Raw genomic sequence first — 21,014 nt, 5'->3', positions numbered from 1 at the left:
CTTGCGGCCTCCCCAAGGGAAGCGCTTGTTTGTCCCGGTCCGCTTGCGCGGCCCTGCCGTTCGCCGATTACCGGTCTTGTTCGTCCGTTCGATCCGCGATGCCGTTCTGCCGAGTCCCGAACCTCGAAGCTGGCCTCCAAGGTAGCGCTACCATTTTCGAACGTCATTATTTCTCATATTGTGGGATTGAATATTACAGAATGAGAAGTGGGGCGTCAATCGCAATTCGCGATCCTGTGGGACGCGTGTTCAAAGTTTGGAATTGCGTGTCCCGCAGGACACAGATTGTCCCGGACGTCAGGGCAGCGGCGCAATGCCTTCGGCCCGCACGCGCCACCCACGCTTCGGGAACCCCGGCGCCGCGCCGGTCGAACCGTCCCAGCCCGCCGCCATCATGCCAGTGACCAGCAACAGGCCGCCATTGGAGGGGAAATAAGTGTCGGCGACACGGGTATAGCCAGGGCCGTCCGGGCCGCCCGTCGCCGCCGGATCGAAACCGGCGCGCGGCGTCATGCCGCTGATGCCCCAGTGATTGTTGGCGGTATCGCGGAACAGCCAGTCGACCGCCTTGTCGGGCTCGCCGAGCCGCGCCGCGGTCATCGCGATCATCGGATAGTCCCAGCCCCAGGTCTGGCGCAGATCCCAGTCGTCCTCGACCGCGCGAAGCGTGCGGCGCAACGTCTCGGGATCGACATGGTCGCCGCCGATCGCGCCATAGGCCATCAGGAAGGATGGATGGTCGCGGTTGAGGCAATCATGCCCGATCGCATTGCGCCGGCATTCGGCGGAGGCGACCTTCTTCCAGAAATCGGGCTCGCTCTCGACCGGGAGATACAGGCCGTCACGCTGCGGCACCGGGCCGAGCAGGTCAATCACCTTGTCCCACTCGGCGACGCGCTTCAGCCCGCGCCGCTCACGCCAGGCCTGCGCCGTCTTCAGCCCCCAGCGGAAATATTCGATCTCGTACGCCGGGTTCACCGTCGTCATTGGATCGTGATTTTCCTGCACCGGGATGATCGGCGGGCCGAGCACGAAACGCTTGCCCGTCTCGTCCCAGCGCGGCCAGGTGGCAAGCAGCCGCGCGGTCTGGTCGACCAGCCCGCCATAGCGGGCGAGCGTCGCGGCATCGGGATGCGCGCGGTAAAGCAGCTCCGCCATGTAGATCGGGTGCGGTTGCTGCCACATGATGAAGGGGTTGATCGGGCTGGGGCTGTTGCGCCCTTCCGGTCCCGACATCTTGGTCCACCAGGCGCCCTGCACGCCGTGGCGCGCGGCCTCGGCCTTCGCCTGGGGCAGGCGATCCAGATACCAGGCCATCGAGCGTTCGAGCAGCGCCGGCCGGCCCCAGAGCGCGAAATGCCCGGCGTGCCAGGGATGCACTTCGAGATGGAACTTGCCGTTCCAGCTGTTGGAGAACAGCCCCTCCTCCTGCGGCGGCACATCGCCCGCCTGGTTGATCGCCGCGAGATATTGCGACAGCACGATGCGGCGTTCGAGTTCCGGCGCCCGCGGATCGGTGCTGCCGGTGAAGTCGATCATGCCGCCGTTCGACCAGTAATCGCGCCAATGCTTCGAGACGGCGGCGGTGGCGACGGCGTAATCTACGCGGGGCGTAGGCTTGCGGGTCCGGTCGAAGCTGACGAACACGACCAGCCGGTCGCCCTGTCGCGCGGCGACATGGACGGCGTGCGGCCCTGCCTGCGTGATGGTCGCGCCGGTGGCGGCGATCGCCGAATAATAGACCGTGTCGTCGATCCGGTTGCTGAGCAGCAAGGTGCCGCGGCCCCGCGCAAGCACGGTCGTCTGCCGATTCGCCGCGTCGCCATAGTCCGACGGATCCGGATTGAGATTGTGCGACACGCCGGGGTAGCGGACGTCGACACCGATCCGGCCGCTCGCGACCAGCGGCGAGCGGATCTCGACCACCACCATGTCGCGGTCGGGATGGACGCGTGTCGTCACCGTCACCGGCTGGCCATCGAAGCGGAAGCTGCTCGACAGGGCGCCAGTCCAGAGGTCGAGATGCTGGCGCGTGGCGGACAAGGCCTCGAACCGCGCAGGCTTGCCGCCCCTGCCCTTCAGCGCCAGCGCGACGCGGCCGAGCGAGAAGCGATGCGGATTCTCGCGCAGCCAGACCAGCGAGGGGTTGGTCTTCAGCAGGTCGAAGTCGCGCATATAGGAATAGGGCTGCGTGCCGCCGCCGGGCACGGGCACCTGCACCAGCCCGTTCGCCTCGGTATAGCCATTCGGGTTGGGGAAGCTGTGCCAGGCCCATTGCGCCATGGTCAGCAGCGGGGCGGTCTTCGCGTAGCGATCAGGGAAGGTCTGCAGCCCGGTGATGTCGGCGGTGAAGCCGATGCTGCCATTGCCCAGCATCAGCGGGGCATGCGGATCGACCTTGGTCAGCGTCACGTCGTGGCGTTTGACCAACGCCAGGCGGTCGATCGGTTGCGCGGTGGCCGGCGCGGCCACGAGCAGCGCCAGGGCAACCAGCAAGAGGCGCTTCAAAGCGTGACGCCCCGCTTCCAGATCGCGATCTCGCGCTCGCCGTTGCGTTCGGACGCGGTCTGCTTGCCTGAGGCAATAGCGCGGATCGTGTCGAGCAGCGCGTCGGCGGCCTGGTCCATGCCCTTGTCGAGCACCTGGCCGGCATCGAAATCGATCCAGTTGGGCTTGCGCTCGGCGAGCGGTGTGTTCGAGGCGATCTTGATCGTCGGGGCGGGGAAACCGAGCGGCGTGCCGCGGCCGGTGGTGAACAAGATGATCGTCGCGCCCGCCGCGGTCAGCGCGGTCGAAGAGACGGCGTCGTTGCCCGGCGCCTCGAGCAGGGTCAGGCCGGTGCGGCGGACCTGTTCGCCATAATGGAGGACGTCGGTGACGGTCGCATGTCCGGCCTTCTGCACCGCGCCGAGTGACTTCTCCTCGAGCGTGGTGATGCCGCCGGCGATGTTGCCGGGCGAGGGGTTCTCCGACACCGGCTCGCCATGCTCGGTGAAATAGCGTTTGAAATCGTTGACCAGCGCACCGATGCCGTCGAACACCTGCTCGTCCGCGGCGCGGTCCATCAGCAATTGCTCGGCGCCGAAGATCTCGGGGATCTCGGTCAGGATCGCGGTGCCGCCGGCGCGCGTCACCGCATCGCTCATCCGGCCGACCAGCGGATTGGCGGTGAGCCCCGAAAAACCGTCCGATCCGCCGCATTTCACGCCGAGCACCAGGTCCGACAGAGGCACCTCGGTCCGCGCAACTTTCGCCGCTTCCTCGACCAGTTCGTCGACCAGCGTCAGGCCTTCTTCGATCTCGTCGCCGGCGAACTGCGCGGCGACGCTGCGGATCTTGCCGTGCAGCGCGGAATCGATCTCCTTGAGCAGCCGGTCGAGCTGGTTGGATTCGCAGCCGAGCCCAACCAGCAGCACGCCGCCGGCGTTGGGATGCGCGGCCAGCGCGGCGAGGATCGAGCGCGTGCCGTCCAGATCGTCACCCAATTGCGAGCAGCCGAACGGGTGGGCGAGCGCGAGCACGCCGTCGACGCGATCGGCATGGCGCCGCCCGGCGATCTCGGCGATCTTCTGCGCGGTGCGCCCGACACAGCCGACGGTCGGGATGATCCAGATTTCGTTGCGCGTGCCAACCCGGCCATCGGCGCGGCGATACCCGGCGAACCCGGTGGCGGGCACCTTGATCTCCGCCTGATGGACATGCGGGCGCCAGACATAGTCGTCGCTCGTCGCCAGCGCGGTCGCGACATTATGGACATGGACATGCTCGCCCGGCGCGATCTCGGCCGTGGCGACACCGATCGGGAAGCCGAACTTCAGCACCGGATCGCCGGCGTGAAGCGCGCGCAACGCGACCTTGTGGCCGCGCCCGATCGCCTGGGGAAGGATAACCTCGACATCGCCGACCGTCGCGACGGTGCCGGCGTCCAGATCGTGGAGCGCGGTGGCGACCCCGTCCCGGGGATCGATGCGGAACAGCGACAGGGTCATGCTATCGGGCCTTATTGCAGGTTCACGAACGCGCCGCCGTCGACCAGCAAGGCCGCCCCGGTCACATAGTTCGCGAGATCGGAAGCGAGGAAGACGATCGGTCCGGCAAGGTCGTCGGGCTGGCCGAGCCGGCCCAGCGGGATTCGCCCTTCCATATAGGCCCGCTTGGCCGGATCGGCGAGATCGTCCTTGTTGATGTCCGTGAGGATCGTGCCGGGCAGTACCGAATTGCAGCGGATGCCGTGGCGGCCGAGCGCGATGGCGGCGGACTGCATCAGCGAATGCACGCCGGCCTTGGTCGGCGTGTAATGCGTCTGATACTCGCCGCCGACCAGTGCCGAGATCGACGAGACCGCGACGATCGACCCGCCCGTCCCTTGCGCGACCATCTGGTTCGCCGCTGCCTGGACCATGAAATAGGCGCCGTGGAGATTGACCTTCATGGTCCGTTCGAACGTCTCGACCGGCATGTCGAGAAAGGCGTGGAACGGGCAGATGCCGGCATTGTTGACGAAGATGTCGACCTTGCCCAGCGCGGCCACCGCACCGTCGACAAAGGCGCTGGCCGTCTCCGGATCGGCGACGTCGCCGTGCAGCGCGAAGGCGCGGCGGCCCAGCGCCTCGATCTCGGCGACGCAGCTCGCCGCACCCTCATCGTCGTGCAGATAGTTGATCGCCACATCGGCACCGTGCCGCGCGGCGCCGATCGCGGCGGCGCGGCCGATCCCGGCCGACCCGCCGGTGACGAGCATGGTCTTGCCCTGAAGCAGCACGAAACTCTCCTGTTCGATCTATCGACGCGAGCGCGGCGGGGTGCGGCGGACGGCGCCTTCGGACCAGCCGAGATCGCGGCTGACCGCCATCGCCGTGGCGCGGACATCGTCCGACAGCGCCTGCATGCGATCGTCCGCCATATATTGCGCCGCGCTCGACACGCTGATCGCCGCGACGATCTGCCCGCTGACGCCGCGGATCGGCGCCGCCACGCAGCGGATCAGATCCTCATTCTCTTCGAGATCGAACGCGCGGCCGACGGCGACATAGTCGCGCATCCGTTCTTCCCACACCGCATAATCGGCGGGCGGCGAGCCGGCGGCCTGATCCTCCTCGAACAGCGTGCGCCAGTTCCGGGCATCGTCGTCGAGCAGCAGCGCCTTGCCGAGGCCGGTCGAGGTGAGCGGCTGGCGATCGCCAACCCGGCTGCTGATCTCGACGCGGCGGCGGCCGGGGATCTTGTCGAGATAGAGCGCGCGTTCGCTGTCGAGCACGCCGAGATGCACCGTGTCCTCGGTCGCGGCAGCAAGATCCTCCAGATGCGGCCGCGCGACCTGGACGAGATCGGTCTGCTGCTGCGCATGGAAACCGAGTTCGAGCAGCTTGGGCCCGAAATGATAGCCGAGCCGCGGCACGAACGTCAGATAGCGCCGGTCGATCAGCGCGGTCGCCAGGCGGTGCGTGGTCGAGCGGGTGAGGCCGAGCCTGGCGGCGAGATCGGCGAGCGTGATCGGGCCGTCGATGACCGCGTCGATCACGTCGAGGCCACGCAGCAAGGTCTGGCTGCCCGGCTGGGATTTGGCGTCGCCGGTCGCATCCGATGCCTTGTCGGCCAAATCAGCATTTGACGGAGCGTTTCTCATCTAATAATATTCTTTCCCATATTCTGGAATTTATCAAGCGGTAAAACGCGAGAGAGGAAGCAGGCGTGCAATCTGATCCGCTTCAGGCGGCGTGTTTGCGTACCAAATGCTGGTACGCCGCGCCTATAGCTATCCTCGACACGGTGCGCGCTTGTTTGTCGGTGGAGCCCGCATGACCCTGCCCCGCATCAAGCATGTCCGCGCCTTCGTACTGCGCGGCGGCGGCGCCGATTATCACGACCAGGGCGACGGCCACTGGATCGACGATCACATCGCCACGCCGATGAGCCGCTATCCCGAATATCGCCAGTCGCGGCGCAGCTTCGGCATCAACGTGCTCGGTACCCTGGTGGTGGAGATCGAAGCCGCTGACGGCACGATCGGTTTTGCGGTCACGACCGGCGGCGAGCCCGCGGCGTTCATCGTCGAGAAGCATCTCGCCCGCTTCCTCGAAGGCCGCTCGCCCACCGACTATGAGAAGATCTGGGACCAGATGTACTTCTCGACTCAATATTATGGCCGCAAGGGGCTGGTGGTGAACGCCATCTCCGGCGTCGACCTCGCCTTGTGGGACCTGCTCGGCAAGCTGCGGCAGGAGCCTGTCTATCATCTGCTCGGCGGCGCGGTGCGCGACGAGCTGCAATTCTACGCCACCGGCGCGCGGCCCGATCTGGCAAAGGAGATGGGGTTCATCGGCGGCAAGCTGCCGCTCCACCACGGCCCGGCCGAGGGCGAGGAAGGGCTCGACAAGAACATCGCCGCGCTCGCCGACATGCGCGCGAAATGCGGGCCCGATTTCTGGCTGATGCTCGATTGCTGGATGGCGCTCGACGTAAACTACGCGACCCGCCTCGCCATCCGCGCGCACGAGCACGGCCTGAAATGGATCGAGGAAGCGATCAGCCCCGACGATTATTGGGGCTATGCCGAGCTGAAGCGCAACGTGCCCAAGGGCATGCTGGTCACTACCGGCGAGCATGAAGCGACGCGCTGGGGCTTCCGCATGCTGCTCGAGATGGATTGCTGCGACATCATCCAGCCAGATGTCGGCTGGTGCGGCGGCGTGACCGAGCTGCTCAAGATCTCGGCGCTGGCCGATGCTGCGGGCAAGATGGTCGTGCCGCACGGTTCCTCGGTCTATTCCTATCACTTCGTCATCACGCGGCATAACAGCCCGTTCGCCGAGTTCCTGATGATGCACCCCGGCCCGACCGAGGTGGTGCCGATGTTCGCCCCGCAGCTGCTCGGCGAGCCGATTCCGGACAAGGGCCGTATGCGCGCCTCGGCGCTCGACAAACCCGGCTTTGGTGTGGAGCTCAATCGCGATATCCCGCTCCACCGCCCTTATACTCACTGAGGAATCCTCCCCATGAAATTGCTGCGTTACGGCCCTATCGGCCAGGAAAAGCCCGGTCTGATCGATAGCGACGGACATATCCGCGACCTTTCCGCCCATGTCACCGATATCGGCGGCGCCGAAATCTCGCCCGCCGGCCTGGAAAAGCTCGCCGCGATCGACCCGGCGTCGCTGCCGCTGGTCGAAGGATCGCCGCGTTACGGCACGCCCGTCGCCGGCACGCGCAAATTCATCGCGATCGGCCTGAACTTTGCCGAGCACGCCGCCGAATCCAACCTGCCCGAGCCGGCCGAGCCGATCTTCTTCACCAAGGCGATCTCCTGCCTGCAGGGCCCGAACGATCCGGTGATGATCCCGCGCGGATCCGAAAAGACCGACTGGGAAGTCGAGCTGGGCGTCGTGATCGGCACGCGCGCTTCCTATGTCACCGAGGACAAGGCGCTCGACCATGTCGCCGGCTATTGCACGATCAACGACGTGTCGGAGCGGGCCTTCCAGCTCGAGCGCGGCGGCACCTGGGACAAGGGCAAGGGGTGCGACACCTTCGGTCCGGTCGGCCCCTGGCTGGTGACGAAGGACGAGGTCGGTGACGTCCAGGATCTCGGCATGTGGCTCGAGGTCAACGGCAAGCGCGTCCAGGATGGCAGCAGCAGCACGATGATCTTCGGCGTGGCCAAGCTCGTCTCCTATGTCAGCGAGTTCATGACCCTGGAACCCGGCGACATCATCACCACCGGCACGCCCAAGGGCGTCGGCATGGGGCAGAAGCCGACCCCCTGGTTCCTCAAGGCGGGGGACGTGATCGAGCTTGGCATCGAGAAGCTCGGCCGGCAGCGCCAGGACGTGGTGGCCTGGAACCCGAACGGAGCCGCCGCGTGACATCGTACCAGGGCCGATTCGAAGGAAGGACCGCGATCGTCACCGGCGGCGCGTCGGGGCTCGGCCGTGAGGTCGCGCGCCGCATCGTCGCCGAGGGCGGGCGCGTCGTGCTATGGGATATGCAGGCGGACTGGGCGAACGAAGCGAAGGAGGATGTCGGTGCGGTCGCCGCCATCGCCTTCAGTGTCGCCGACAATGCAGCGGTGGAGCGCGCGACCGAGGAGAGCATGAGCCTGCTCGGGCGGATCGACATCCTGGTGAACTCGGCCGGCATCACCGGCGCGACCGCGCCGGTCGACGCTTATCCGATCGACTCCTGGCTGAATGTGATCGACGTCAACCTCAACGGCCTGTTCTATTGCTGCCGCGCGGTCGTGCCGCACATGGTGGCGAACGGCTATGGCCGGATCGTCAACGTCTCCTCGGTCGCGGGCAAGGAAGGCAATCCCAACGCCTCGGCCTATTCCGCATCCAAGGCAGCGGTGATCGGCCTGACCAAATCGCTCGGCAAGGAGCTGGCGACGCGCGGCGTGATCGCCAATGCGGTGACGCCGGCGACCTTCGAAAGCCCGATCCTCGAGCAGCTCCCGAAGAGCCAGGTCGAGTATATGCTGTCCAAGATCCCGATGGGCCGGCTCGGCGAAGTGCAGGAGACCGCAGCGATGGTCTGTTTCATGGCTTCGGAGGAATGCAGCTTCACCACTGCGTCGACCTTCGACACCTCGGGCGGACGGACCACTTTCTGATCGTTTTCGGCCAGCCCCGCGACCGGCAATAGCCGGCGTGGCCCATGAGCAACCCGGGAGAGGAATAGAGTGCGCGACCTGCCGTTCATCGACCCGCATGTGCATCTCTGGGACCTGTCCCGGGATCGCTACGCATGGCTGTCGCCGCCGTTTGCGGACAGCGGGCCCAACGGGAACACGCAGCGCATCGCGCGCAACCAGCTGCTCGACGATTATCTGGCCGAGGCAGCGCAGTGGAATGTCGTCGGGATGGTGCATCTCGATGCCGGCGCCGCCAATCCGCTCGCCGAGACCGACTGGCTGCAGGATATGGCGGATGTGCGCGGCATGCCCAACGGCATCGTCGCCAATGCCGCCCTGGACGATCCGGGCGTCGAGGCGCTGCTGGCCGACCATGCCCGCCGGGGCAACGTGCGCGGCATCCGGCATATCGTGAACTGGCATAGCGACCCGGACCGGACCTATACCGCGCGGGACGTGACCGGCGACGGCGCCTGGGCTCGGGGCTTTGCACTATTGTCGAAGTACGGGCTGTCGTTCGACCTCCAGGCCTATCCCGACCAGTTTGCCGGCCTTTCCCGGCTGATCGAGCGGCATCCCGGGACGCCGGTGATCGTCAACCACACCGGCATGGGCGTCGATTGCGATGAGAGCTGGCGCGCGGCGATGAAGACGGTCGCGGGGCTGCCGCATGTCTCGATCAAGATCTCCGGCCTCGGCTTCGTCTATCGGCCTTTCACCGCGGGCGCGGTGCGGGACCGGGTGCGCGAGGCGATCGACATTTTCGGCACTGACCGCGCGATGATCGCGAGCAATTTTCCGACCGACCGGCTGTTCGCCGATTTCGACACGACCCTGGGTGCGCTGGCGGATGCGGTCGCGGATTTCAGCGAGGACGAGCAGCGTGCGCTGTTCGCGCGCAATGCCAACCGGATTTATCGGCTTGGGCTGGATGTTTAGCACCGCCACCACTCCTTCCCCGGCGAAGGCCGGGGTCCAGTTGAGGGACGTTGGTGGCGACGTGCGCCGTCCGTTCCCTTGTGCCTCCCCACTGGACCCCGGCCTTCGCCGGGGAAGGAAGAAGGCTGGAACGACGATGATTTATGGATCGGCCAGCCAGGCCACCGGGAGAACCACATGAACGCGAACCCGCTCCTCGGCGTCCTGTTCCACTGGCTGGGCGGGCTCTCCTCAGCCAGCTTCTACGTGCCCTATCGCGCGGTGAAGCGCTGGTCGTGGGAAATCTACTGGCTGACCGGCGGCATCTTTTCCTGGCTGCTCGCGCCGTGGTTCTTCGCGAGCATCCAGACGAACGACCTGCTGGGCGTGCTCGGCGCCGCGCCGACCCCGGTGATCGTCTGGCCGATCATCTTCGGGATGCTCTGGGGGTTCGGCGGCCTGACCTATGGTCTCACCATGCGGTATCTCGGCCTGTCGCTCGGCATGGCGGTAGTGCTGGGCCTGTGTACCGTGTTCGGCACCCTGATCCCGCCGCTGTTCCAAGGCGATTTCGCCGCCAAGCTGCTCGATACGCCGAGCGGCAACATCGTCCTGCTCGGCCTCGTCATTACCATGGCCGGCATCATCGTCGTCGCCATGGCTGGCGCGCGCAAGGATGCCGCGCTCTCTCCCGAGCAAAAGGCCGCCGCGGTCGCCGAATTCGATTTCCGCAAGGGCATCGCGGTCGCGGTCTTTTCCGGCATCATGTCCTCCTGCTTCGCGTTCGGCCTCGCCGCGGGCGAGCCAATCAAGGCGCTGTCGGCCGCGGCCGGCACCGGGCCGCTCTGGACCGGCCTGCCGATCCTGTGCCTCGTCATGTTCGGCGGGCTCATCACCAACGCGATCTGGTGCGCCTGGCTGATCCTGAAGAACCGCAGCGCGAACCAATGGGTCGGTGGCGGCGACGCGGTCGGCGCGCCGCTGCTGGTCAATTTCCTGCTCTGCGCGGTCGCGGGCACGGCCTGGTATTTCCAGTTCTTCTTCTACACCATGGGCGAGAGCCAGATGGGGCGCTTCGGCTTCTCGTCCTGGACCTTGCACATGGCGTCGATCATCATCTTCGGCACGCTCTGGGGCTTTGCGTTTCGCGAATGGAAGGATGCCGCGCCGCGCATTCGGGCGACCGTATGGGGTGGCGTCGGGCTGCTGGTGCTGGCGACGATCGTCATCGGATATGGCAACAGCCTCGCGCTATGAGGCGCCTGCTCTCCTTCGCGGCCGCCGGGCTGCTATCGTCGCTGGCGGGAGCGGCCGCCCCGCGGGCGACCTACACCAACCCGATCCTGTTCGCCGATTATTCGGATCCGGACATGATCCGGGTCGGCCGCGACTATTATCTGATTGCCTCGAGCTTCCATTTCTCGCCGGGCATTCCGATCCTGAAGTCGCGCGATCTCGTCCACTGGACGATCATCGGCCATGTCCTGCCGAAACTGCCCTTCGCACCCGACTATGACATGCCCGGTCCGCACACGCTGACCGACAAGATCTCCAAGCCGGTTGGCGGCACACGTTACGGGGGCGGCGTCTGGGCACCGTCGATCCGGCATCATGCAGGCAAATTCTACGTCTATTGGGCGACGATCGACGAGGGTGTGTTCATGGCGACCGCGACGCGCGCGGAGGGGCCATGGAGCGCGCCGGTCAAGGTGATCGACCAGAAGATGCTGGAGGATCCCTGCCCCTTCTGGGACGATGACGGCCAGGCCTGGCTGGTCCATTCGCGCCACGGCGCGGGGCCGCTGATCCTCCACCGGATGAGCCCGGACGGCACGCGCGTGCTCGATGCGGGACAGGTGATCGTCGAGGACAAGGTCAACCTGCCGATCCTCGAAGGCCCCAAATTCTATAAGCGCAACGGCTATTACTACATCTTCGCGCCGTTCGGCGGGGTGGAGAAGGGCGCGCAGGTCGCCTTGCGGGCGCGCAACATCCGCGGCCCCTATGGACAGCGCGTCGTGCTCGAACAGGGCTCGACCAGACTCGAAGGGCCGCATCAGGGCGGCTGGGTAGAGACGCCGTCGGGCCAAGGCTGGTTCGCCCATTTCAACTCGACCGGCGCGTTCGGGCGCATCGTGCATCTCGAGCCCGTGACTTGGGTCGACGACTGGCCGGTGATGGGCGATCCGATCCCCGGCAAGACCAGCGGCCAGCCAGTCGCGACTCATGCCATGCCCGACACCGGCAGCCCGCCGACCCGCGACCGGCTGCAGGATTCGGACGAATTCGCGGGCGCCAGGCTCGGCCCGCAATGGGAGTGGAACCACAACCCCGACAACAGCGCCTGGAGCCTCACCAAACGCGCTGGCTATCTCCGCCTTGGTGCAGGCCCCGCCGAGCATCTCGTCACGGCGCGCAATACGCTGACCCAGATCCTGCAAGGCCCGAGCCGCATCACCACAAGGATCGACATCACGGGCATGAAGGACGGCCAGCGCGCCGGCCTCGCGCTGTTCGGCGTCCGCCCGAGCTGGATCGGCGTGGTGCGCGACAAAAGCGCGGCGCACGTCACACTCGCCATCGAAGGCGACGAGGTGCCGGGTCCGGCCATCGCAGCAAACGCGATCGAACTGCGCGCCGAGATCGGGATCGAACAGACGGTCCACTACAGCTACAGCCTTGACGGCAAGGCTTTCACTTCGATGGGGGGCGCCATTCCGCTCGCGCGTTTCTCCTGGTGGAAGGGATCGCGCCCGGCGCTGTTCAGCTTCAGCCGGGCCGCGCCGGGAAGCGCGCGCGGCTGGATCGATGCCGACTGGTTCCGGGTCGAGCGGTTGCCCGTAACAGCCCAATAGAGACGCGATCGGAGCCAGATGTCGCCCATCGCTGCCCGGTCCTCTTCCCAATCCTCAGCCGGTGCCGCGCCCCGGATGGCCGTAATAGACCTTGTTCGCGATCCGCCATTCGCCATCGACCTTTAGCAGCACGAAATAGTCAGTGAAGACCATCGCGCCGTGATCGAGCGTCGCCCTGGCCATGGCGGCGTTACCCGATATGTCGATGATATCGATGGTGCGTGTCCGTGCCGCTTCGTCGCTCGCCGGACTTCCCTTGAACAGCGCGCAATAGGCGTCGAGCGTCCAGGAGGTGAAGGCGCCGTTCCGGATTCCCTCGATATGCGCGGTCGGGAGGAAGGCCTTGCGGAAATGCGACGGGTCCCCCGTCGCATGGCCCTGGAAATAGGAACCGATCGCCTGGCTGATCCCGGCGCGCGCGGCCTCGTCCTGCTGGGCGGCCTGACCGGCCTCAGCCGGCGTGGCGACCGCCGCGGGCGTCGACGCGATAAGTCCCCATGCGAGCAATGCGGAAAAGAGACGAGGGGTCATCACAGGTCCTCCCTTGTTGCTCACGAAGACTGGCGCGCCGTCGGGCGCGACAGGATCCAGGCCGCGCAGAGCAGAAGCGCGATCGAGACCAGCCCGAGCACGACCAGTCCGGGATGGACGCCGACCACGAACAGCGCGAGTCCGACGGCCATGCCGACACATGCCGCGATCTTGCCCCGCCGGGGAATCGCCCGCTCCGCGCGCCAGGCACGCAGCCCCGGGCCGAACCGGGGATGATCGAGCAGTTTAGCCTCGAGCCGCGGCGACGAACGGGCGAAACAGCCCGCCGCCAGGATCAGGAAGATGGTGGTCGGCATCAACGGCAGGAGCGCGCCGACGATACCGAGCGCGACGAACAGGAATCCGAGCAGCAGCCAACCGACACGCAGCGCGCCAAAGGTCCGGTGCGATGGTTCCTGTTCGTTCAAAATGCCTGTCCGCCAGCTATTTCCGCCACGCTAAGCGGCTTGCGATTCATTCGCAACAACGGGTGCGACGGATCTCATCGGCGGGGTCCCTTGAGGGGCGTTCAACAGGTCATGCCAAAGGGAAAAATGGTGCTGCCGGTGAGGATTGAACTCACGACCTCAGCCTTACCAAGGATGCGCTCTACCACTGAGCTACGGCAGCATTTCCGGTCCGGGAGCCTTCACGGCCATCGGCGGAGCGCGCCTAAGAGACGAGGGCGGCGGGATTGTCAAGGCGAAGCGGCCACTGGATAAGGCGATATGGCCGACAAGGACGAGAAAGCGGCGCGCTTGGCCGCCGCGTTGCGCGAGAATCTGCGGAAGCGGAAGGCCCAGGCACGGGCAAGCGATTCGCCGCCCGCACCGCGCGAGGACGAGCCTAGCCGATAGGCGCGCATTTCGCCTGGAGCCATGCCAGCTCGTCGCCCGTCATCTCCGGCCCCAGAATCTGCAGCACTTTCGCGTGATAGGCGTCCAGCCAGTCGCGCTCGGCCACCGTCAGCAGGCCGGGTACGATCAGCGCGCGCTCGATCGGGCAGAAGGTCAGCGTCTCGAAACCCAGCATCGGCTCGTCGCCACCCGGGATGAGCCGCTCCTCGACCAGGATGAGATTCTCGATGCGGATGCCGTATTCGCCCGCCTTGTAATAGCCCGGCTCGTTCGAGATGATCATGCCGACGCGCAAGGGCTCGGACGGCCCGCCGCCCGGATAATTGGGCTTGGCGATGCGCTGCGGCCCTTCATGCACCGCCAGATAGGCGCCGACGCCGTGGCCGGTGCCATGCGCGAAATCGAGTCCCGCTTCCCAGAGCGGCCGGCGCGCGAACGAATCGAGCTGCCCGCCATTGGTGCCCGGCGGGAAGATCGCGGTGGCGAGGCCGATATGCCCCTTGAGCACGCGAGTGAAGCGGTCGCGCATTTCCTCGCTGGGCGTACCGATCGGCAGGACGCGCGTCACATCGGTGGTGCCGTCGGCATATTGGCCGCCCGAGTCGACCAGATAAAGCTGGCCGGGTTCGAGCGGCGCGTTCGAGTCGGGCGTCGAATGATAATGCGGGCTTGCCCCATGCGCCCCCGTCGCCGAGATCGTGTCGAACGAGGTATCGCGCAGCTCGCCGGTCGCCTCGCGGAATGTCTGAAGCTTCGCGACGCAGGACAGTTCGGTCTGCCCACCCTTGGGCGCTTCCTCCTCGACCCATTTCAGGAAGCGCGCCAGGGCCGCGCCGTCGCGCACAGAAGCCGCGCGGTGCCCGGCGATCTCGACCGGGTTCTTCATTGCCTTGGCCAGCACCACCGGATCGCGCAGCGGCAACACGGTGGCGCCGCCGGCCTCCAGCCGCGAGAAGATCGCCGACACCGCGCGTTCCGGATCGGCGGCGACGCGCTTGCCGGCATAGGCACCGAGCGCCTCGGCGAACGCCGAGCGATCCCTTACCCGCACCGCATTGCCGAGGTGGTGCAGCATTGCGTCGCCCACCTTTTCCGGCGCGACGAACAGGTCGGCGGTGCCATCGGCATCGACGATCGCATAGGCCAGCGCGACCGGCGTATGCGCCACATCCTGCCCGCGCACGTTCAAGGTCCAGGCGATCGAATCGAGCGCGGACAGCACGACCGCATCGGCCTTGCGCTCGGCCAGCCAGTCGGCGATTGCCGCGCGCTTCTCGGCCGAGGATTTGCCGGCGCGGTCATCGTCCTGCACCGCGAGCTTCGCATCGGACGGCTGCGGCCGGTCGGGCCACACCGCGTCGACCGGATTGGTGTCGACCGCGACCAGCTCCGCCCCGCGCTCGGCCAGCGCCTTGCGCGCTTCCTCGACCCAGCCGCGCGTGTGCAGCCACGGATCATAACCCACGCGCGCACCGGCCGCGGCATGCGCGCCGAGCCACATCGCGATGCTCGTCGCAGGCACCGAGACATAGTCCCAGTGCCGGCCATCGACCTGCTCGCGCACCTGCAAGGTGTAGCGCCCGTCCGTAAAGATCGCCGCTTCCTCGGGCAGCACCACCGCGCTCCCGGCCGATCCCTGGAAACCAGTCAGCCAGGCGAGCCGCTGCGCATAGGCGCCGACATATTCGCTCATATGCTCGTCGGTCAGCGGCACGACGAACCCGTCGAGCCGATCGCGCTTCAGCTGGTCGCGAAGGGCGGCAAGGCGATCCTGGTAGCTGGACATTGCAGTCTCCGTTCGCCCTGAGCTTGTCGAAGGGCTGTTCTTCCTCTTTAGACGGTTAGAAGAAAGGGCAGGGCTTCGACAAGCTCAGCCCGAACGGAGTTTGACTTGACCGATACGCCCACACCCCCCGTCGCCGAGACCCGTCCGCACAGCTTCACCACGCACGGCATCACGATCGAAGACCCCTATGCCTGGATCAAGGACCCCGGCTATCCCGAGGTCACCGACAAGCAGGTGCTTGCCTATCTCGAGGCGGAGAATGCCTATTTCGAGGCAGTGATGGCGCCGCACGAGCCGCTGACCGACCGACTCTATGAAGAGATGAAGGGCCGCATCAAGGAAGACGATTCCTCGGTTCCACAGAAGGACGGCGACTGGCTCTACTGGACGGCGTTCGAGACTGGCGGCCAGTATCGCAAATGGTGGCGCAAGCCCGTCGCCGGCGGCCCCGATGAGCTGATCCTCGACGAGCCGGCCCTGGCCGAGGGCAAGGAATATTTCCGTCTCGGCGCCTTTTCGGTCAGCAATGACGCGAGGCTGCTCGCCTATGCGATCGACGATAACGGTTCGGAACGGTTCGAGGTCCGGGTCAAGAATCTCGAAACCGGCGAGCATTTGCCCGACGTCATCCCCGGCATGCTGTCGGAGATCGTCTGGACCGCCGACGACAGCGGCTTCCTCTACGGCCTCGCCAATGAGCAATGGCGCACCGACAATGCCCGACTGCACAAGCTCGGCACGCCCATCGCCGACGATATCGAGCTGTTCAAGGAAGCGGACGAGGGTTTCCGCGTCGGCGTCAGCGAAACCAGCTCGCGCAAATACATCGTCATCGCCAGCGGCGACCATGTGACGAGCGAAGTCTATCTGCTTTCCGCCGACAATGTCCTCGCCACGCCAATCTGCGTCTCGCCGCGCAAGGCCGGCCGCGAATATGATGTCGACGAGCATGACGGCACGCTGTTCATCCACACCAATGACTTGGATCCGAACTTCCGCCTGTGCACCGCATCGATCGACAATCCAGGCGAATGGTCCGAGCTGATCGGCCCGTCGGCGCATTTCTACATGACCGGCGTCGACTGTTTCCGCGACTTCTTCATCGTCGACGGGCGCGAGGACGGTCTCGATCAGATCGAGATACACCGCTACGATTCGTCGATCGCCCCGCAGCGCATCGTTTTCCCCGAGGCGAGCTATGACGCCGGCCTCGGCAACAACCCCGAATATGCGATGGACGTGCTGCGCGTCGGCTATGAATCCATGGTCACGCCCGGCACCGAATATGATTATGACGTCGCGACCGGCATCCTGACTACGCTCAAGGTGCAGGAAATCCCCTCGGGCTACGACGCCGACAAATATCGCACCGAACGGCTGAAGATCACCGCGCGCGACGGTACCGAGGTGCCGGTCTCGATCGTCTACCCGAAGGATTTCCCCAGGGACGGCTCAGCCCCGCTCTTCCTCTATGCGTATGGCGCCTATGGCTATGCCATCCCGCCGGGTTTCTCGACCGGGCGGCTGAGCCTGCTCGATCGCGGCTTTGCCTATGCCATCGCGCATATCCGTGGCGGCGACGATCTCGGCCAGCAATGGTATCTCGACGGCAAGCTGGAGAAGCGCGAGAACAGCTTCAACGATTTCGTCGATGTGGCGAAGGGCCTGATCGCCGGCGGCTGGACCAGCGCGGGCAGGATCGCCATCGCCGGCCGCTCGGCCGGCGGCGAGTTGATGGGCGCGGTGGTCAACAGCGATCCCGAGCTATGGGGGGCGGTGATCGCGGACGTGCCGTTCGTCGACGTGCTCAACACCATGCTCGACGAGTCACTGCCGCTGACGCCGGGCGAATGGCCCGAATGGGGCAACCCGATCGAGGACAAGGCAGCGTTCGAGCTGATCCGCTCCTATTCGCCCTATGACCAGGTCAAGGCCCAGGCCTATCCGCCGATGTTCATCTCGGGCGGGCTGAACGATCCGCGCGTGACCTATTGGGAGCCGGCCAAATGGGCGGCGAAGCTCCGCGCTACCAAGACCGACGACAATCTGCTGCTGCTCAAGACCAATATGGGCGCCGGCCATGGCGGCAAATCGGGCCGGTTCGAGAGTCTGCGGGAAGCGGCCGAGGAGCATGCCTTCGTGCTGTGGCAGATGGGGGTCGAGGGATAGTGGTCTTCACCCTCGCCAGGACCGCGACCGAGGCCGACATCGACGAGCTCGGCCACGTCAACAATGCGGTGTGGGTGAAGTGGATTCAGGACATCGCGGTCGCGCATTGGGCGGCGATCGCGACCGCCGAACAGCAGCAAGCCTATATCTGGGTCGTGACCCGGCACGAGATCGATTACCGCGGCAATGTCGGTCCGGGCGAGACGGTCACGGGCGAAACCTGGGTGCCTGAACCGCCCCGGGGCGCCCGCTTCGACCGCCATGTGCGGTTCACCGGCGCCGACGGCAAGGTGAAGGTGGAGGCGGTATCGACCTGGGCGCTGCTCGACCGGGCGACGGGGCGCTTGCTCAGGGTGCGGCCGGAGCTGGCGGCGCCGTTCTTGAATCCCTCTCCCCCTGTGGGAGAGGGAAGGAGGAGCGAAGCGACGGAAGGGTGAGGGGGAGTGAGGCTCGCGAGCTTCTCGTGTCCTCCTCACCCTTCCCATCGCAAGAGCGATGGGCCCCTTCCCTCTCCCACAAGGGGAGAGGGAAACCTTACCCGCTGTTCCGCAGCGCCGTGGCGATCGCGTTGATCGACAGGAGAATCCCCTCGCCGATCCGCGTGTCCGTCTCCCCGGCGCGATGCCGCTTCATCAGCTCGATCTGCAACAGGTTCAGCGGCTCGATATAGGGCAGCCGCAACCGGATCGACGCATCAAGCGCGGGATGCTTCTCCAGCAGGCGCGACTGGCCCGTCACGTCCAGCAGCCCGTCATGCGTCTGCTGCCAGCCGCTGCGAATCGCCCCGAACACCGAATCCGCCAGCGCCCGGTCCTCGACCAGCGCGGCATAACGCTCGGCAATGTCCATGTCGGACTTGGCGATCACCTGCTCCATATTGTCGAGCGTCGCGGCGAAGAACGGCCAGCCCTGCGCCATCTCCGCCAGCAACCCCTTGTCCTCGAACCCGGCGATCGCCTGGCCGACGCCGTACCAGCCCGGCAGCATGACCCGCGCCTGCGCCCAGCTGAACACCCAGGGAATGGCGCGCAGATCCTCGATCCGGTCCGATTTGGTGCGGCTCGCCGGGCGCGAACCGATCTTGAGGCCGGAGATTTCGGCGATCGGGGTCATCTGGCGGAAGAAGGTACGGAAACCCTCGGTGCCATAGACCAGGTCGCGATAGGCCTTGAAGGCACTCCCCGACAGGGCATCCATCGCCGCGCCGAACCGCGCGGCTTCCGCGGGTGACAGCGCATCGGGCTCCAGGCTGGCGAGCAGAGTGGCCGAAGCCATCGTCTCCAGATTGGTCATCGCGCTCTCGCGCGTGCCATATTTGCCGGCGATCACTTCGCCTTGCTCGGTGATGCGGATGCGCCCCTGCACCGTGCCGGTCGGCTGGGCGCGGATCGCCGCAAAGGCCGATCCGCCACCGCGCCCCACCGCGCCGCCGCGGCCATGGAACAGCTGCATGCCCACCCTGGCTTTGTCGAACACGGGCTTCAGCGCAGTCGATGCCTTGGACAGCGACCAGGTCGAGGTGATGTACCCCCCGTCCTTGTTCGAATCCGAATAGCCGATCATCACTTCCTGGAAACCGCGCGCACGGGTGATCGCACCGGCCTCGGGCAAAGCGAACCACTCCGTCATGATGCCCGGCGCCGCCTCCAGATCGCCGATCGTCTCGAACAGCGGCACCGCCATAATCGCGGCGGTGGGTACCTTGCCGGGCCGGTACAGGCCGAATTCCTTCAGCATCACATTGACCTCGAGCAGGTCCGAGACGGACTGCGCCATCGAGACGATATGCTGGGTGATGCAGCTCGGCCCATATTTCGCATGCGCGTCAGCCGCGGCGCGAATGATCGCCAGCTCGGAATTGGTCTCGTCCGAATAGGGTTCGAACGGGCTCGACAGCGGCCGTGCGTTGGACAGTTCATGGCGCAGCAGCGAGACGCGCTCGGACTCGCCGAGCGCGAGATAGTCGGATTCGACCCCCGATACCTTGAGCAGCTCCGCCACGACCCGCTCCAGCACGGCACTGTTCTGGCGCAGGTCGAGCGTGGCGAGGTGGAAGCCGAAGGTCTCGACCGCGCGGATCAGCCGCCCCAGTGCCCCGCCCGAGGCAAGCGCCCCGCCGCCGCCCTTGCGCAGCGCCCGGGCGATGGTGACCAGATCGGCACGGAAGGCCTGGGGATCGGGATAGGGTTCGCCATGCAATGCCCCCGGGCGCGGCGCGGGCTTGCCGGTCAGCGCCAGATGCGTCGCCGCGAGCCGCGCGTAGATGCCCGACAGCGCCCGGCGATAGGGCTCGTCCTCGCGGCTGGGGGCGCTGTCGCCGCTCGCAGCGGCCAACGCCTGCACGCCGTCATCGGCCTCGGTGATGCCGGTCGAGATCGACAGCTCGGCACCGAGCGCGTTCACGGCGTCGAGATAATGGCCGAGCACGGCCTCGCACGCCTTGGCCAGCGCGATCTCGAGCGAGTCGGCGGTGACGAAGGGATTGCCGTCGCGATCCCCGCCGATCCAGCTCCCCGGTCGCAGGAAACTCGGCGCGCGTTCGCCAAGCGCCCGGTCCCAGCGCTGATAGAGCGCCGGCAGCGCGGGCAGGAACACGTCGCGCAGATAGCTCAGCGCCGTTTCCACCTCGTCCGCCACGAACAGCCGCTCCTTGCGCAGCACGCGCGTCTGCCACAGCAAGGCGATCTGGCGCAGGATCGCTTCGTCCACCGCATCGCCCTCGGGCGTCTCGGCGAGGCCGGCATCCTTGAGCGTCATCAGCTCGGAGATGCGGTTGCGATGGTCGATCATGCTCTTGCGCCGTACCTCGGTCGGGTGGGCGGTCAGCACTGGGGCGATCAGCGCATGGTCGAGCAGCGCCATCACCGCGTCGTGATCGATCCCCTCGTCCGCCAGCCGCTTCAGCGCGGATTCGACATCCGCCCCCTTTTCCGCGGCGACGCCCTGCCGGTCCTCGGCGAGATTGGCGAGCATCGAAAACAGCATGAAGCCGCGCACGAAATCGAGCGTCTCGTCCAGGCTCAGCCGGTCGAGCCCGAGATCGACCGCATCCTTGCCCGCCACCCCGCGATGCCGGTCGACCGAGGCCGCGCGGATATATTCGGTGCGCCGGAATAGCGTCTCCCCACCATAGGCGCGGATCACGTCGCCGAGCAGCTTGCCCAGGAAGCGGATGTCGGGATTGTTCGCGATGGAGGGGAGATCGGCCATGAGCGGATGCTGCAGCGCGGTAGAGCCGGGGTCAACCAGAGACGAAGCCAGGGGCCCAA

At 66.3% G+C, this 21,014-nt stretch carries 16 protein-coding genes and 1 tRNA gene; 8 read left to right on the top strand and 9 right to left on the bottom strand.

The window, feature by feature from the left end; genetic code table 11:
- Positions 1 to 297: 297 nt before the first annotated feature.
- Genes AC1DX5_RS13060 through AC1DX5_RS13045 form a run of 4 tightly spaced genes read right to left on the bottom strand, consistent with a single transcriptional unit; the run spans position 298 to position 5,626 of the window.
- Positions 298 to 2,508 carry a hypothetical protein gene (locus AC1DX5_RS13060; protein ID WP_478015867.1) on the bottom strand — a complete coding sequence of 737 codons (2,211 nt, stop codon included), beginning with the start codon at positions 2,506 to 2,508 and terminating at the stop codon, positions 298 to 300.
- The gene (locus AC1DX5_RS13055; protein ID WP_478015865.1) at positions 2,505 to 3,989 is read right to left on the bottom strand and encodes a UxaA family hydrolase; all 1,485 of its coding nucleotides are present in this window, start codon (positions 3,987 to 3,989) and stop codon (positions 2,505 to 2,507) included. Before AC1DX5_RS13055 ends, AC1DX5_RS13060 begins: the two co-directional genes overlap by 4 nt.
- 11 nt (positions 3,990 to 4,000) lie before the next feature.
- Positions 4,001 to 4,762, bottom strand: coding sequence for an SDR family NAD(P)-dependent oxidoreductase (locus AC1DX5_RS13050; protein ID WP_465171487.1), 762 nt, complete (start codon positions 4,760 to 4,762; stop codon positions 4,001 to 4,003).
- An 18-nt stretch (positions 4,763 to 4,780) separates the two neighbouring features.
- Positions 4,781 to 5,626: an IclR family transcriptional regulator gene (locus AC1DX5_RS13045; RefSeq protein ID WP_478015863.1), complete on the bottom strand. Its 846-nt coding sequence runs from the start codon at positions 5,624 to 5,626 to the stop codon at positions 4,781 to 4,783.
- A gap of 172 nt (positions 5,627 to 5,798) precedes the next feature.
- Between AC1DX5_RS13045 and rhmD the strand changes: the two genes are divergently transcribed.
- The 6 genes from rhmD to AC1DX5_RS13015 all read left to right on the top strand — a co-directional run bounded on the left by rhmD (position 5,799) and on the right by AC1DX5_RS13015 (position 12,402).
- On the top strand, positions 5,799 to 6,983 hold the full coding sequence (gene rhmD / locus AC1DX5_RS13040; protein ID WP_478015861.1) for an L-rhamnonate dehydratase: 1,185 nt from the start codon (positions 5,799 to 5,801) through the stop codon (positions 6,981 to 6,983).
- A gap of 12 nt (positions 6,984 to 6,995) precedes the next feature.
- Positions 6,996 to 7,862 (top strand): fumarylacetoacetate hydrolase family protein, encoded by an 867-nt coding sequence (locus AC1DX5_RS13035; protein WP_478015859.1) that lies wholly within the window; start codon positions 6,996 to 6,998, stop codon positions 7,860 to 7,862.
- Entirely contained in the window at positions 7,859 to 8,608 is a 750-nt protein-coding gene (locus AC1DX5_RS13030) for an SDR family NAD(P)-dependent oxidoreductase (RefSeq protein ID WP_478015857.1), read from the top strand. Before AC1DX5_RS13035 ends, AC1DX5_RS13030 begins: the two co-directional genes overlap by 4 nt.
- A gap of 69 nt (positions 8,609 to 8,677) precedes the next feature.
- Complete coding sequence (locus tag AC1DX5_RS13025; RefSeq protein ID WP_478015855.1) at positions 8,678 to 9,568, top strand: amidohydrolase family protein; 891 nt, start codon at positions 8,678 to 8,680, stop codon at positions 9,566 to 9,568.
- A gap of 177 nt (positions 9,569 to 9,745) precedes the next feature.
- Positions 9,746 to 10,804, top strand: coding sequence for an L-rhamnose/proton symporter RhaT (rhaT, locus tag AC1DX5_RS13020; RefSeq protein WP_478015853.1), 1,059 nt, complete (start codon positions 9,746 to 9,748; stop codon positions 10,802 to 10,804).
- Positions 10,801 to 12,402: a glycoside hydrolase family 43 protein gene (locus tag AC1DX5_RS13015; protein WP_478015851.1), complete on the top strand. Its 1,602-nt coding sequence runs from the start codon at positions 10,801 to 10,803 to the stop codon at positions 12,400 to 12,402. Before rhaT ends, AC1DX5_RS13015 begins: the two co-directional genes overlap by 4 nt.
- 54 nt (positions 12,403 to 12,456) lie before the next feature.
- Here the strand turns inward: AC1DX5_RS13015 and AC1DX5_RS13010 are convergent, their stop codons facing one another.
- From AC1DX5_RS13010 to AC1DX5_RS12995, 4 genes are all read right to left on the bottom strand, one after another.
- The gene (locus AC1DX5_RS13010) at positions 12,457 to 12,933 is read right to left on the bottom strand and encodes a nuclear transport factor 2 family protein (protein ID WP_478015849.1); all 477 of its coding nucleotides are present in this window, start codon (positions 12,931 to 12,933) and stop codon (positions 12,457 to 12,459) included.
- Positions 12,934 to 12,953: 20 nt separating this feature from the next.
- Entirely contained in the window at positions 12,954 to 13,361 is a 408-nt protein-coding gene (locus AC1DX5_RS13005) for a YbaN family protein (protein WP_465175447.1), read from the bottom strand.
- A 127-nt stretch (positions 13,362 to 13,488) separates the two neighbouring features.
- Positions 13,489 to 13,563 (bottom strand) — tRNA-Thr (locus AC1DX5_RS13000).
- A 216-nt stretch (positions 13,564 to 13,779) separates the two neighbouring features.
- A complete protein-coding gene (locus tag AC1DX5_RS12995; RefSeq protein ID WP_478015847.1) occupies positions 13,780 to 15,576 on the bottom strand; it encodes an aminopeptidase P family protein in 1,797 nt (598 codons plus the stop codon).
- Positions 15,577 to 15,681: 105 nt separating this feature from the next.
- Between AC1DX5_RS12995 and AC1DX5_RS12990 the strand changes: the two genes are divergently transcribed.
- Together AC1DX5_RS12990 and AC1DX5_RS12985 are read left to right on the top strand one after the other, a co-directional pair.
- Positions 15,682 to 17,745: a S9 family peptidase gene (locus tag AC1DX5_RS12990; protein ID WP_478015845.1), complete on the top strand. Its 2,064-nt coding sequence runs from the start codon at positions 15,682 to 15,684 to the stop codon at positions 17,743 to 17,745.
- Positions 17,742 to 18,182, top strand: coding sequence for an acyl-CoA thioesterase (locus AC1DX5_RS12985; protein ID WP_478016061.1), 441 nt, complete (start codon positions 17,742 to 17,744; stop codon positions 18,180 to 18,182). The genes AC1DX5_RS12990 and AC1DX5_RS12985 overlap by 4 nt, the downstream gene beginning before the upstream one ends.
- A gap of 97 nt (positions 18,183 to 18,279) precedes the next feature.
- Here the strand turns inward: AC1DX5_RS12985 and ppc are convergent, their stop codons facing one another.
- A complete protein-coding gene (ppc, locus tag AC1DX5_RS12980; RefSeq protein WP_478015843.1) occupies positions 18,280 to 20,955 on the bottom strand; it encodes a phosphoenolpyruvate carboxylase in 2,676 nt (891 codons plus the stop codon).
- Positions 20,956 to 21,014: the final 59 nt, after the last annotated feature.

The organism is Sphingomonas sp. P2_B6 (assembly GCF_056404755.1).
Note: the sequence above shows the minus strand (reverse complement) of the source record. Positions and strands in the feature narration are given on the sequence as shown.